The organism is Aeromicrobium sp. (assembly GCF_047607065.1).
GTDB lineage: Bacteria > Actinomycetota > Actinomycetes > Propionibacteriales > Nocardioidaceae > Aeromicrobium.
Genome location: NZ_JASGDU010000001.1, coordinates 14,723 through 28,400 on the forward strand (window position 1 = coordinate 14,723; position 13,678 = coordinate 28,400).

The following is a 13,678-nucleotide window of genomic DNA, read 5'->3' on the forward strand; positions in this document are numbered from 1 at the left end:
TCCACAAGCAAGAACTTTCGTAGCAAAATCCGGTCCCGGTGCGCCATGTTCTGGTCATCCATCGCCCGCTCTTGCACACTGAAGGAGTGATCCACGTGGACTTGGAGAATCTCGCGCTCATCGCGGGCGTCCTTGTGCCCATGTTCGTGTTCCTCTCAACCATCAAACGCGACCTGCGCCGTGACCTGGCCGGCTTCGAGCAGCGCTCCGTCGAGCGGACCGGAGCACTCGGCGCGCAACTCCACGCACGCATCGACCGGTTGGAGAAGGCCACTAACGAGCGGTTCGACCGGTTGGAGAAGGCCACCGACGAACGGTTCGACCGGTTGGAGAAGGCCACCAACGAACGGTTCGACCGGTTGGAGAAGGCCACCAACGAACGGTTCGCCCAGATGGAAGCGTCCACCAACGAACGGTTCGACTCCCTGACGGCTCGCATCGACCGGCTGGAAGAACGACTCGATGAGCGCATCACCGATGTCGCCGCGCAGATGAGGGCGGGTTTCGCGGCCGCCGAAGCGCGGGACCGGGAGCTGGAGTCGCGCACCTACGACCTGCTCGCTCGCTTCCTGGACGCCCGGCCTCAAGCCGGCTGACCCCGCTCCCCGGCGAGCAGCCGCTCCAGCTCCTCCCGGTCCGGCAGGTCGTCGTACGTGACGACCTCGCCGAGCCGGACATAGAAGAACGAGGCACGCACCCGTGCCGGATCGACGTCGTGCTGCTCGGCCCATGCCAGGCGATAGATCGCCAACTGCAGCGGATCGGCGCTGGCGCTGCGGTTGGTCTTCCAGTCCACGATCTCGTAGCCGCCGCCGGTCTCGTCGGCGAACACCGCGTCGATGCGGCCGATGAGCCGCTGCGTCCCGAGTTGGATCGAGAAGCCCTCCTCGACCGAATACGGCTCCCGCACGGCGAACGGACCGCGCTCGAAGGCCTCCTGCAGGGCGAGGAGTTCGGCGTCGTCGACGATCTCCTCCTCGGCGTGCCCTGGCAAATCGTTCGGATCGAGCAGCGCCGGCTGATCGGCGATCTCGTAGCGCTGCTCGACCCAGGCGTGGAAGGCCGTGCCGAACCGGGCGGCCCCGGACGGGCGGCGTGGCAGCGGACGCGCCAGGTCGCGCACGAACGCCGCCTCGTCGGCGGCCAGCGACATCGTCTGCGTCGCCGACAACGTCGGCGGCAGCGTGACCTCGACGACCGCCGACTCGCTGCGCTCGGCGTGGGTTAACACCAGTTCGAGGTCCTGGGCCAACGCCATATGGCTCGGGTGAACCGGCACCGGCTCGTCGCCCTGATCGACAGCCCGGCGCACCTCTGCGGCGAAGACCCGGCGCTGCTCCATGCCGACCACCGGATGCGGCCAGGGGTAGGCCGCCTGATCGACCAGCGGGTTGGCCTCGTCGGGGTCCGGCTGGGGTGCCCATACGAGCGGCTCGCCGCCGCTGCCCGCCAGCCAGTCGCGGGCATCGACGAGGAACCGCGACGGCTGGCGCGCCTTCTTCTGGGTGCGTCCCCAGCGATGGCCGCTCAGATGCAGGCGAGACCGCGCCCGCGTCAGGGCCACATAAGCCAACCGCATCTCCTCCAGGTAGGCCTCGCCGGCCGACGCCGCCTTGTAGGCACACTCGCCCTCGGTCGTGAAATCGGTGATGTCGGCCAGCGCACCGCAGTCGCCGCGCAGTCGCACCGGCAGCGCCCGGGCATTGCTGATCCACCGGCTCCGGGCCTGCCCCGTCGGGAAGACCCCCTCGGACATGAACGGCACGAACACCTCGTCGTACTCCAGGCCCTTGGACTTGTGCACCGTGAGCACCTTGACGGAGTTCGCCTGTGACGGGGCGCTGACCTCCAACCCGTCGGCGTGATCGCGCTCGGCCGCCAGGTAGGCCATCAGCCCACCGAGCGAGGCGTGCGGATCGCCGGCGCTGTAGCGGGCCACCGCCTCGTGCAACAGCGCGAGATTGTCGGTGCCGAGTCCGGCCAGATCGAGTTCGACATCGAGGTTCAGCTCGCGGACCGCACGATGCACCAGGTCGGTCAACGGCTCGTGGACGTGACGGCGCAGCCGCGCCAGCAGTGCGGCGATCTCGGCGAAGCGTTCGCGGGCCTGCGGATCGTAGTCGGCCCCGCCGGGGTCGGCGACGGCCTCGGCCAACGACACGACCTCGGTGGGGTCGACCGCCGAGGTCGCACGATCTAGCTCGGCGGCGAGGACTGCGTCGAGATCGGCGGCGTCGGGGTGCTCGCCCGTGCGATGGGACTCGGTCAGCCGCCGCGCACGGCGGCCGAGCAGGGCGAGATCGCGGTCGCCGATGCGCCAGCGCGGGCCGGCGAGCAGCCGCAGCATCGACGGATTGGCGGTCATGTCGTCGAGTACGTCGAGCACGGCCAGCACGTCGAGCACCTCGGGCTGGCTCAGCAGCCCGGTCAGGCCCACGATCTCGACGGGCACCCCGCGTGAGCGCAGCGCATGGACGATCTCGGCGTTCTCGCCCTTGGTGCGTACCAGGACGGCGATCTCGCTCCACACCGGCGGATCGAGGCGTCGGCCCGCAGCGACCACGGCATCGGCCACGGCCTCCACCTCGTCGGCGACCGTGGCGTGCAGCGCCACGGTGACCTCGCCCTCGGGATTCTCCGGCGCGGCCTTGAGCGGGCGTAGCACCGGCGAGCCGTCGTAGAAGGTCTTGGCGACGCGGCCGGCGACGTCGATGATCTGCCGTCCGCAGCGCCGGCTCACCGCGAGGCTGAACGGCTCCGCCTGCGCCCGGCCCGGCGGGGTGAACGTCCCGATGAACCCCTCGAGGTTGCCGGCGGCCGCCCCTCGCCAGCCGTAAATGCCCTGGGCGGGATCGCCGACCGCCGTGATGCGGCCGCAAAACAGCGAGGCCAGCAGGTCGCGCTGGGCCACGGAGGTGTCCTGGTATTCGTCGAGCAGGACGGCATCGAAGCGGGACGACAGATCGGCGGCCACCTCCGGCAGAGCCGCCAGCGCGGTGCCCCAGGCCATCTGGTCGGAAAAATCCATGACTCCGGCCTCGGCCTTCGCGGTCCGGTACCGCTCGACCAAGCGGCTCAACTCGATGCGCTTGCGGGAGGTCTCGGCCGTATCGCGGTGGAGTTTGAGTTGCTTGGCCTGGCTCTCCATCTGCTCGATGACGCCGGTGTCGAACTCGCGCAGCGCTTCTGGACTCACCAGGTGCTCCGACAACTGCCCGTCGAGCGCCAGCACATCGGCCACGAGCGTCGGCAGATGCGTCGAGACGTGGTGCAGCGGCTCGTCGACATCGCGCAGCAGGGTGCGGGCCACCAGCTGGAAGCGGCGGGCATCGGTGAGCACCTGCAGATCCGGTTCGAGTCCGAGTCGCAGCCCGTGCTCGGCGATGAGACGCCCGGCGAAGGCGTGATAGGTCGAAACCGTCGGCTCCCCGGACTCGCTGACGTCGAGCGCGCGGGCCAGCGACTCGCGCACCCGGCCCGCGAGTTCGCCTGCGGCCTTGGCGGTGAAGGTCAGGCCGAGTACCCGCTCGGGATCGACCCCCTCGTGCCCGACGAGCCACACCACGCGCGCGGCCATGACCGCAGTCTTGCCCGATCCGGCCCCCGCGATGATCGCGTACGTGCCGTCGAGGGGAGCCACGATGGCCGCCTTCTGCTCGTCGCTGAAAGGAATGTCCAGCACCTCGCACAGATGCTCCACGTCACGGATCGCGGCCCCTGATCCGGGTGCCGGCGCGCCTCGGAGCGGGGTCATCGCGCCGCCCCGACCGTGAAGGAGGTCTTGGCCGGGCAGACCGCGTCGAACTCGCAGAAGGTGCAGGTGGCCGGGGTCGCGGCAAACCGCTCGGCCCGCATGGTGCGCACCGCCGCGCCGATGACCTCGTGGACGAAGGAATCCGTCTCGTCCAGCGCCCCCTGGCGCTGGACCTTCGGCGCGTCGGGGGCCTTGGTTCCCTCGGGGATACGCAACTGCACCAGCTCGCTACCGCCGACCTCGTGGTTGCCGTCGATGCCGGCGGTCCGCACCGCGAGCTGGTAAGCCCCGAGCTGGACGTGCCGGCGCACCTCCTCGGCGCGCGGGGCGTTCTTGCTGTTCTTGAAGTCGACCACGTGGACCAGGCCGTCGGCGTCGACCTCGACCCGGTCCATCGACCCGCGCAGCACGACCGTCTCGCCGTCGATACGCAACTCGGCGGTGAACTCGTGCTCGGCAGCCAGCGGCGTGCGGGCATTGGCGACGTGCCAGGTGGCGAACCGGACGAGCGCCTGATGCGCCTCGGCCCGCTCACGCTCGCCGATCCACTCCGTCTCGTGACCGAGCCGGTGCCAGACCGCATCGAGGTGGGCGTGCAACTCCGCGACGTCGGGGTGGGTCAGCCCGCGACGCACCACGTCGGCGGCCACCGCGTGAACCACCAGGCCGAAGCCCTGAGCGGTGGTTGACCCGCGTGACCCGTGGGCCTCGTGGGCCAGAAACCAGCGCAGAGAGCAGTCGGTGAGGGCGGTCAGACTCGATCCGGACAGGCCGAGCGGCTGCTCGGGATCGCGCAGCGGCACCGTGGAGGCGGTCAGGTCGCGCAGTCCCCACCAGGTGTCCGGGTGGGCAGCGCGCGCCCGGCCCGCGCTGCTGCGGGCGATGCGGGCTAGCAGCCCCGCCGCCGAGGCGCGCACCTCGGGGTCGGGGTCGTCCTCGGCGCGACGCAACTCCGTGACGACACCGCGCAGCGACAGGGACCGCGCCGGGCGGCCCACCCGCTCGCCGTGGCCGAATCCGGCCCGGCGCAGTTCGTCGACGAATCGTGACGGGCCGTCGGCTTGTTCGCCGCCGGAGTCGACTGCGGTGACGAGCAACAGCTCGCGCGCACGGGTCAGCGCGACGTACAGCACCCGGCGCTCCTCGGCGAGCCGCTCGCGCGTGGACAGCGGCTCGCCGGCCAACAGATCGGGACGCAGCAGCGACGGTCGCGGCACCAGGTTCGGCCACACCTGCTCCTGCACACCGGCGACCACGACGACCGGCCATTCCAGGCCCTTGGACCGGTGCGCGGTCATCAGCCGGACGGCCGCCGGACGGGCCGAGGAGTCGGCGAGCCGGTCGGCCGGCAACTGCTGGGCGCGCAGGTCGGCCACGAAGCCGGCGACGCCGCGCCGCTGGTGCCGTTCCTCGGCGCGGGCCGCATGATGGAACAGGGCCACGACGGCGTCGAGATCGCGGTCGGCGGCGACCCGTTCGGTGCCACCGGCGTCCCACGCCTGTCCGAGGCGGGCGGGCCAGTCGGTGTCGTCCCACAGCAGCCACAGCACCTGTTCGGGCGCCTGACCATCCGCGATAGCCGCCGCGGCGCGTGCCAGCAGCCGGGCGAGCCGCCGCACCGCGGGGTCGCCGCTACCGCCCTCGGCGTGGGCCGCGAACCCTGACACCGCGCGGGCGAGCAGGACCGGCGAAGCCGTGTCGCGGTCGCCGGCCCGCAGCCGCCGCGACAGCGCGCGCAGGTGCGGCGCGTCGACGCCCGCGAGCGGGCCGGTGAGCAGCGTGTGGGCCACCTGGGGTTCCAGTTCCTCGCCTCGCGCGAGGGTGTCGGATGCGGCGAGCGCGCCGAGCAGCACGCGAACGGCCGGTTCGGCGACCAGCGGAACCTCGTCTCCGGAGACCTCGCACGGGATGTCGGCCTCCGCGAGGGCGCGCTGCAGCCGCTCCAACTGCAGCGACGTGCGCACCAGCACCGCCATATCGGACCAGGGCCGACCCCCCTCGAGATGCTGTCGCCGCAGCGTCTCGGCGATGTGCTCGACCTCGGCGATCTCGCTGGTGAAGGTCATCACGGCAACCGCGCCGTCCGGCCCGGCACACTCCAGCTCGCGGTGCTGCCGGACGACCTCCGACGGCAGCGCACCGGGCTGGGCCGCCGGCACGACCGCCGTGGCCGCGTCACGCATCGCCCGGCCGAAGCGGCGCGTGACCCGCAGCGCGCGCACCTGGCCTCCGGGGAAGTGCCGCGGGAACAGCGCGACGGCCTCCGGGGCCGCACCACGAAATCCGTAAATCGACTGATCGTGGTCGCCGACCGCGACGAAGTGCTGCTCGGGGCCGACGAGCTTGCGCAGCACCTCGATCTGCGCTGGATCGGTGTCCTGGTACTCGTCGACGACGACCAGCCGGAACCGCGCGCGGATCTCGTCGAGGCGGGCCGGATCGTCGAGCAGCGCCGAGACCCGCAGGACGAGTTCAGCGTAGTCGGTGAGGTTCTGCGCATCGGTAACCTCGGCGTATTCGTCGAGCACGTCGGCCACCCGCGCCCACACCGCGCGGCCGGTGGCCGCCGCCCGCGCACGAACGTCGTCGGTGGTGAGCCGGTGCGCCGCCATCTCGCCGAGAAAGGCCCCGACCTCGGTGGCGAAGCCTCGGGTGCGCAACGCGGGCCGGATCTCGGCAGGCCACGATGCCGCCTCGTGCCCGGCCAGCAGGTCGGCGAGCACCGCATCGGACTCCGCAGCGGTCATCAGCGTGGGTCGCCCGACGAAATCGGTGCGGTCGCGGTAAGCCTCGGTCAGCCCGTAACACCAGGAGTGGAAGGTCGCCGCAGTCACCGGAGCACCCCCACCGAGCCGGGCCGAGACGCGGGCGCGCAACTCCTCGGCCGCCTTACGGCTGAAGGTGAGCATGAGCACCTGGTCGGCGCGGACCTCACCGGCATCGATCCGGCGCGCGACCAACTCGACGAGGGTCGTGGTCTTGCCCGTGCCGGGACCGGCCAGCACGAGCAGCGGCGCACCGCGATGGTCGACGACCGCCTGCTGCGAGGCATCGAGCACCGGCGGCTCGGGCGGCTCGTGTCGCGGGCGGATCAGGCGGTACTCGGTCACCAGGCCATGCAATCAGACCGCACTGACATTTTCCGGACCAGCGGCCGGCGACCAGACGGCTTGAGTGATGTCCACCCGGCCGCGCTTGACCGGGGTCCGCTCGCGCGACCACTCCTGCTGGGCCTGCCCCATGAGGTAGGCCGGCAGTAAGCCGTCAGCGCGCACGACCCGCCACCAGGGAACGGCGTGACCGTCGCGGGCCATGACGCCGCCGACCTGGCGCGGGCCGCCGCAGCCGAGCCGTTCGGCGATGAGGCCGTAGGTGAGCACCCGGCCCGGCGGGATCTCCTCGACCAGGCTCAGAACCGCTTCGGTGAAGTCGAGGCCGTCAAGGGGTTCAGGATTCATCGAGGTGACGTCCCTTCGAGGCTCCTCGTTCCTCCTCGCACTTCAGGGGCTGAACTCAGTACGACGGCTGGCTGGGGTCGATCTGGTTGACCCACGCGACCACACCACCGCCGACGTGGACGGCATCGGAGTAGCCCGCGCCCTTGAGCACTGCGAGCGCCTCGGCCGAGCGCACACCCGACTTACAGTGCAGCACGACCGGCGTGTCCTGCGACAACTGCTCGAAGGCCTTGCCGTTGAGGAACTCGCCCTTCGGGATGAGGATCGAACCGGGGATGTGGTTGATGTCGCGCTCGACCGGCTCGCGCACGTCGACCAGCACGAAGTCGCGGGCACCCTCGGCGCGCTCTTTGAGCCAGCCCTCGAGCGTGGCCACGTTGATCGTCGAATCCGCCGCCGCCTCGGCCGCCTCGTCGCTGATCGCGCCGCAGAACGCCTCGTAGTCGCCCAGCAGTTCGGTCGGCAGGACACCGTTCGGATCGCGGCGGATCTTGAGCGTCGCGTAGCGCATCTCCAGCGCGTCGTAGGTCATCAGGCGGCCGATGAGCGGGTCGCCGATGCCGGTGATGAGTTTGATCGCCTCGGTGACCATGATCGAGCCGATGGACGCGCACAGCACGCCCAGGACGCCGCCCTCGGCGCACGACGGAACCATGCCCGGCGGCGGCGGCTCGGGATACAGGTCGCGGTACTGCGGCCCCTCCTGTGCCCAGAAGACCGAGACCTGACCCTCGAAGCGGTAAATCGACCCCCACACGTACGGCTTGTTGAGGATCACGGCGGCGTCGTTGACGAGGTACCGCGTGGCGAAGTTGTCGGTGCCGTCGAGGATGAGGTCGTACTGGGCGAAGATGTCCAGCACGTTGTCGTTGTCGAGGCGTTCATGGTGGGTGATGACGGTGACATACGGGTTGACCTCAGCCACCGATGCCGCCGCGCTCTCGACCTTCGGCCGGTCGATGTCGGACTGGCCGTGGATAACCTGACGCTGCAGGTTCGACTCGTCCACAACGTCGTCGTCGATGATGCCGAGCGTGCCGACTCCGGCGGCGGCCAGGTACAGCAGCGCCGGGCTGCCGAGGCCACCCGCGCCGATGACGAGGACCTTCGCGTTCTTCAGGCGCTTCTGCCCGTCCATGCCGACGTCGGGAATGATCAGGTGACGGCTGTAACGACGCACTTCGTCGATGGTCAGCTCGTCGGCGGGTTCCACCAGGGGGGCGACCACGGCAACTCCTCGTTCTGTTCGGTGTCAGCAAGTGTCAACGTCGGCGGCGGGCCGGGTGTTCCCGGCGTCGCGGAAGGATACTGTCGTCCATTGTCGCGGCCGGGCTGTCCCACGTCCGCGCGAGGTCCGTCTCCTGAGATGGGCCGCCCGGTAGCATCGCGGACGTGACCAACGCCCCCACCTTGCCGCCTGCCGCCGGACGACCGCGTTCGGTCCGGCTGCCCCGTTCGGCCCGCAAGGCGCAGTTGTTGAAGGTCGCGCTGCAGGTGTTCGTCGAGCAGGGCTATCACGCCGCCTCGATGGATGAGATCGCCGACCGGGCGGGCGTGTCCAAGCCGGTCCTCTACCAGCACTTCCCTGGGAAACTCGACCTGTATCTGGCACTGATCTCGACGGCCTGCGACACCGTGATCGACGGGGTCCGCCAGGCGCTCGCCTCGACCCAGGACAACCGCCAGCGTGTGCGCGCAACCATCGAGCTGTGGTTCGACTACGTGGCTCGCCACGATGCGCCGATCCGGCTGGTCTTCGAGTCTGACCTGACCAACGATCCGGAGGTGCGCGACCAGCTGGACCGGGTGACCACCGAGTCGGCGTCGGCCATCGCCGACGTGATCGGCGAGGACACCGGTCTGCCCACCGAGGCCGCGCACCTGCTGGCCGTCGCGCTGGTGGCGATGGGCCAGGTCAGCGCCCGGCGCTGGCTCGATTCGGCCTCGACGCTCTCGCGCGAGGACGCCACCCGCATGCTGGCCACGCTCGCCTGGCGCGGCATCGGCGGCTTCCCCAAGCCCGACGCACCCCTGTAATCCCCCACCCCCATCCCAAGGAGGCCCCCTATGGAGGTCAAGATCGGCGTGCAGAACGCCTCCCGTGAACTCTCGGTCGAGACCGAGGACCAGCCCGAGGCGGTGCTGGCGCAGTTGGAGCAGTCACTCAAGGACGAGTCGGTGTTCAGCCTGACCGATGCGAAGGGCCGCACCGTCGCGGTTCCGGCCGAGAAGGTCGCCTACCTGTACTTCACCGCCGACTCGGGCCGCCCGGTCGGCTTCGGTGCCGCCGCCGTCACCGCCTGAAGCGCGCCAATAGGTCCCGCTGGCTGAGGCGGGTCCCTTCGAGGCTCCTCGTTCCTCGTCGCACCTCAGGGACCGGGTTCACGGTCCCGCTGGCTGAGGCGCGTAGGCCGCTCGCGGCCGGAGCCTCGAAGCCTGCCAGGGGTGGCTCATTTCGAGACTCGCAAGCGGGTCCTGAGGTGCCGCGAGGAACGAGCGGCCTCGAAGGGTGCACCTCAGGGACCGGGTTCACGGTCCCGCTGGCTGAGGTGCGAGTACGGCGGGGAGGGTGGCCTGCCAGACGGCCTTGAGATCGGCGACCGGCACGCTGAACTGGCCCTCGACGACCAACGCCTCGCCGCCGGTACGGCCGAGGGACGCCAGTTCGACGCCGTGCTTCTCGGCCAGCGCCACGAAAGCGTCGTGATCGGCCTGCGCCACAGTCACCAGCGCGCGGGCCGACGACTCGCTGAACAGGTCGACGAAGGGGTCCTCCAGGTCGACCGTGACGCCGAGGCCGTGACGGAACGCCGACTCCGCGAGCGCAACCGCCAGGCCGCCGTCGGACAGGTCGTGCGACGACGTCACCAGAGAGGCGGCGATCGCCTCGCGCATCAGCGCGCCGAGCGCCTGCTCGGTGGCCAGGTCGACGCGCGGCGGCAGCCCGCCGAGATGCCCGTGAATCACGTCGGCCCAGGTCGATCCGGACAGTTCCTCTGCGGTCGAGCCGAGCAGCAACACGTGCTCGCCCTCAGCGGTGAAGCCGTGGCGCACCCGGCGGCGCACGTCTTCGACCACGCCGAGCACCCCGACGACGGGGGTCGGCAGAATCGCGGTCTCACCGGTCTGGTTGTAGAACGACACGTTGCCGCCGGTGACCGGGATGCCCAGCTCGGCGCAGGCATCCTTGAGGCCGTGCGTGGCCTGCTCGAACTGCCACATGACGTCGGGGTCCTCGGGCGAGCCGAAGTTGAGGCAGTCGGTCACGGCCAGCGGCAGCGCCCCGCCGACGGCGATGTTGCGGAACGATTCGGCCAGCGCGAGCTGCGCCCCGGCGTAGGGGTCGAGCTTGGCGAAGCGGCCGTTGCAGTCGGTCGAGACCGCGACGCCGAGGTTTGTCTCCTCGTCGATGCGGATGACGCCGGCATCGTCGGGCTGCGCGGTGACCGTGTTGCCCTGTACGTACCGGTCGTACTGGTCGGTGACCCAGGACTTGTCGGCGATGTTCGGACTGGCGAGGACGCGGCGCACATGGTCGGCCAGTTCCTCACCCGTTACCGGTCGCGGCAGCGCCTCGGCGGGATCGGCCTGCAGCGCGTCCTGCCAGGCGGGGCGCGCGTACGGGCGCTGGTAGGTCGGCCCGTCGTGCGCGACCGAGCGCGGTGGCACGTCCACCACCGTCTCGCCATGCCAGTCGATGACCAGCCGGTCGCCGTCGGTGACCTCACCGACGACGACGGCCTCGACATCCCACTTGCCGCAGATCGCCATGAACGCATCGAGGTGCTGCGGCTCGACGACCGCCATCATGCGCTCCTGGCTCTCGCTCATCAGGATCTCTTCGGGGCTGAGCGTCGAATCGCGCAGCGGCACGGTGTCGAGCTCGACGTGCATGCCGCCGTCACCGGCCGAAGCCAGCTCGCTCGTGGCGCAGGAGAGTCCCGCGCCGCCGAGGTCCTGGATTCCGGCGACCACGCCCGCCTTGAACAACTCCAGCGTGCATTCGATGAGCAGTTTCTCCATGAACGGGTCGCCCACCTGCACGCTCGGGCGCTTGGCCGGACCTTCGGCGTCGAAGGTCTCCGAGGCGAGCACCGAGACGCCGCCGATGCCGTCGCCGCCGGTGCGCGCGCCGTAGAGGACGACCTTGTTGCCGGCCCCCGAGGCGTGCGCGAGGTGCAGGTCCTCGTGACGCAGCACGCCGACGCACAACGCATTGACCAGCGGATTGCCGAGGTAGGTCTCGTCGAAGACGACCTCGCCGCCGATGTTGGGCAGGCCGAGGCAGTTGCCGTAGCCGCCGACGCCCGCGACGATGCCGGGCAGCACGCGCGCGGTGTCGGCCGCCTCGAGCGGGCCGAAGCGCAGCGGGTCCATGACCGCGACCGGCCGAGCACCCATCGCGAGGATGTCGCGGACGATGCCGCCGACGCCCGTGGCCGCGCCCTGGTACGGCTCGACGTAGGAGGGGTGGTTGTGCGACTCGACCTTGAAAGTGACCGCGTAGCCCTGGCCGATGTCGATGACGCCGGCGTTCTCGCCGATGCCCGCGAGCGTCTTGCCGAGCGGCGTCTCCTGCGGCAACTCGCCGAACTTCTTCAAGTGCACCTTGCTCGACTTGTAGGAGCAGTGCTCGCTCCACATCACCGAGTACATCGCCAGCTCGGCACCGGTAGGCCGGCGGCCGAGGATCTCACGGATCTTCGCGTACTCGTCGGGCTTGAGGCCCAACTCGGCCCACGGGAGTTCCCGGTCCGGAGTCTGCGAGGCGTGGGAGACAGTGTCCAACAGGGGCTTGCTGGGGAGCTTGGTCACCTGCGGAGTCTATCGACCCGCAGAGACACATTCCCGCCCGCGCACCCGCTCCCCGCCCCGACCACCCGCAGGTGGCTTCGAGGCTCGGCCGCAGGCGGCCTACGCACCTCAGCCACCGAGGGTCCCCGGTCCCTGAGGTGCGAGCGCAGCACACCTCGAAGGGACCCGCCGCAGCTCATTTCGAGGCTTCGCTCGTTCCTCGCTCCGCACCTCAATGAGCGGAAACCCGCCCCGGTCCCTGAGGTGCGAGGAGCTTGCGACGAGCCTCGAAGGGAGCCGCCGGGGGTGGCGGGTAGCGGCTTCGAGGCTCGGCCGCAGGCGGCCTACGCACCTCAGCCACCGAGGCGTCTGCTCAGGTGGTCTTGCGGCGGCGTGCGACGATCACCAATCCACCGATCAGGACCAACAGCAGACCCAGGCTCAGCAGACCAGGCGAGATCGAACTACCGGTGCTGGGCAGGTTCGGACCCGGCGTCTTGGTCGAGACCTCGGCTTCCTCGGAGGTCACCGTGCCACCCATCGGATCAGTACCCGACGCCGTAGCGACGTTGTCGACACTGCCGCGCAGCGCGTCGTCGGTGGTGATCGTGTACGGGTCGGCCGTGACCACCTGCGTCGCACCGGGTGCGAGATCGAAATCGCTCGGGGTCAGGCCCGTGACCTTCGTGTCCTCGACGTTGATGCCGGTCATCGTCACGTTGCCGGTGTTGGTGACCACGAAGGAGTAGACGATCTTCTCTCCCGCATCACCGAGACCGTTGCCGTTGGTGTCGTTCAACTGGGCCGACTTCACCACCGACAGGCCTCCGACGCGCTCGGGCGTCTCGCGGACGTCAGTGGCCTCGTCGGACTCGAAGGACTCACCAGCCGGTGTCGTCCCGGAGGCAGTGGCCGAGTTATAGACCTCGCCGCTGTCCACGTCGGCCTGCTGGACCACGTAGGGGAACGGGCCGATGACGGTGGACTCGCCGGGATCCAGCCACGACACCGGGGAATCGGCGGCAGCCGGAACCTTGTCGTCGTTGACCACCACATCGGTCAACGTGACGTTACCGGTGTTGGTGACCGTGAACGAGTAGTTCAGCGTCTCACCCACATCGGCCACCTCGTTGCCGTTCGTGTCGTTGAGCACCGAAGACTTCTCGATCGACAGGCCCGGATCAGCCACGACCGCCTGGTAATCCTCGACCTCACCACCGATCACCGGGCCAGTCGGCAACGGATCGCTGACCTCCCCGGTAAACAACCGGAACCGCGCATAAGCGTCGGCGTCGAGCGTCATCGCCGGGAACGTCAGCGTCTGCTCCGTGGTGCCGCTGTTCGCGGGGACCACAATCGTCTGCAACTCACTCGTCTCGAAGGTTCCGCTCTTATCCAGATCGAGCCACCCGGCCAACGTCGCAGGCTCATCGGTGTTGTTGGTCACCAGGATTCGGACCGGCGTGGCAACCCCGTCAGTGATCGCCAAGGGATACTGCAGGCCGTCTTCATCATCAGCACCATCCGCATCATCACTATCGGCCGGATCACCAGAAGCCGCAGCCGTGCCATCAGCCTCATCATCGACAAGCGAACCGAGCATCAAATCAGAGGTGTTGCTGTCCTCGTCGAGGTCGACAATCCGGTGGCTGGCACCGTTCTCACCATCCCA

General features: G+C 69.8%; 9 protein-coding genes. 3 read left to right on the top strand and 6 right to left on the bottom strand.

The genetic code is table 11. The features are described from left to right. Nucleotides 1–86: 86 nt before the first annotated feature. Nucleotides 87–596, top strand: coding sequence for a hypothetical protein (locus QM597_RS00080; protein WP_415002839.1), 510 nt, complete (start codon nucleotides 87–89; stop codon nucleotides 594–596). Here QM597_RS00080 and QM597_RS00085 read toward each other — a convergent pair. From QM597_RS00085 to moeZ, 4 genes are read right to left on the bottom strand one after another with little or no spacing between them, the layout of a single operon-like run. Then, complete coding sequence (locus QM597_RS00085) at nucleotides 584–3,754, bottom strand: ATP-dependent helicase (protein ID WP_415002840.1); 3,171 nt, start codon at nucleotides 3,752–3,754, stop codon at nucleotides 584–586. The genes QM597_RS00080 and QM597_RS00085 overlap by 13 nt on opposite strands. Continuing rightward, the gene (locus QM597_RS00090; protein ID WP_415002841.1) at nucleotides 3,751–6,864 is read right to left on the bottom strand and encodes an ATP-dependent helicase; all 3,114 of its coding nucleotides are present in this window, start codon (nucleotides 6,862–6,864) and stop codon (nucleotides 3,751–3,753) included. The genes QM597_RS00085 and QM597_RS00090 overlap by 4 nt, the downstream gene beginning before the upstream one ends. 12 nt (nucleotides 6,865–6,876) lie before the next feature. Beyond that, the gene (locus QM597_RS00095; protein WP_415002842.1) at nucleotides 6,877–7,212 is read right to left on the bottom strand and encodes an MGMT family protein; all 336 of its coding nucleotides are present in this window, start codon (nucleotides 7,210–7,212) and stop codon (nucleotides 6,877–6,879) included. 55 nt (nucleotides 7,213–7,267) lie between these two features. After that, nucleotides 7,268–8,440, bottom strand: coding sequence for an adenylyltransferase/sulfurtransferase MoeZ (moeZ, locus tag QM597_RS00100; protein WP_415002843.1), 1,173 nt, complete (start codon nucleotides 8,438–8,440; stop codon nucleotides 7,268–7,270). A gap of 164 nt (nucleotides 8,441–8,604) precedes the next feature. On the opposite strand from moeZ, the gene QM597_RS00105 reads away from it, so the two are divergent. Next, on the top strand, nucleotides 8,605–9,249 hold the full coding sequence (locus tag QM597_RS00105; protein WP_415002844.1) for a TetR/AcrR family transcriptional regulator: 645 nt from the start codon (nucleotides 8,605–8,607) through the stop codon (nucleotides 9,247–9,249). 30 nt (nucleotides 9,250–9,279) lie between these two features. Beyond that, nucleotides 9,280–9,516, top strand: coding sequence for a DUF3107 domain-containing protein (locus QM597_RS00110; RefSeq protein WP_415002845.1), 237 nt, complete (start codon nucleotides 9,280–9,282; stop codon nucleotides 9,514–9,516). A 225-nt stretch (nucleotides 9,517–9,741) separates the two neighbouring features. Here QM597_RS00110 and purL read toward each other — a convergent pair whose 3' ends face one another. Further along, the gene (purL, locus tag QM597_RS00115) at nucleotides 9,742–12,003 is read right to left on the bottom strand and encodes a phosphoribosylformylglycinamidine synthase subunit PurL (protein WP_415002847.1); all 2,262 of its coding nucleotides are present in this window, start codon (nucleotides 12,001–12,003) and stop codon (nucleotides 9,742–9,744) included. 376 nt (nucleotides 12,004–12,379) lie between these two features. Next, nucleotides 12,380–13,678: GEVED domain-containing protein (locus QM597_RS00120; protein ID WP_415002846.1), on the bottom strand; the 1,299-nt coding region annotated here is incomplete at its 5' end.

What these genes read in the sequence shown, in the direction of transcription:
- QM597_RS00085 (WP_415002840.1), bottom strand. Translation starts at nt 3,754, where the DNA reads ATGACCCCGCTCCGAGGCGCGCCGGCACCCGGATCAGGGGCCGCGATC.
- QM597_RS00095 (WP_415002842.1), bottom strand. Translation starts at nt 7,212, where the DNA reads ATGAATCCTGAACCCCTTGACGGCCTCGACTTCACCGAAGCGGTTCTG.
- QM597_RS00110 (WP_415002845.1), top strand. Translation starts at nt 9,280, where the DNA reads ATGGAGGTCAAGATCGGCGTGCAGAACGCCTCCCGTGAACTCTCGGTC.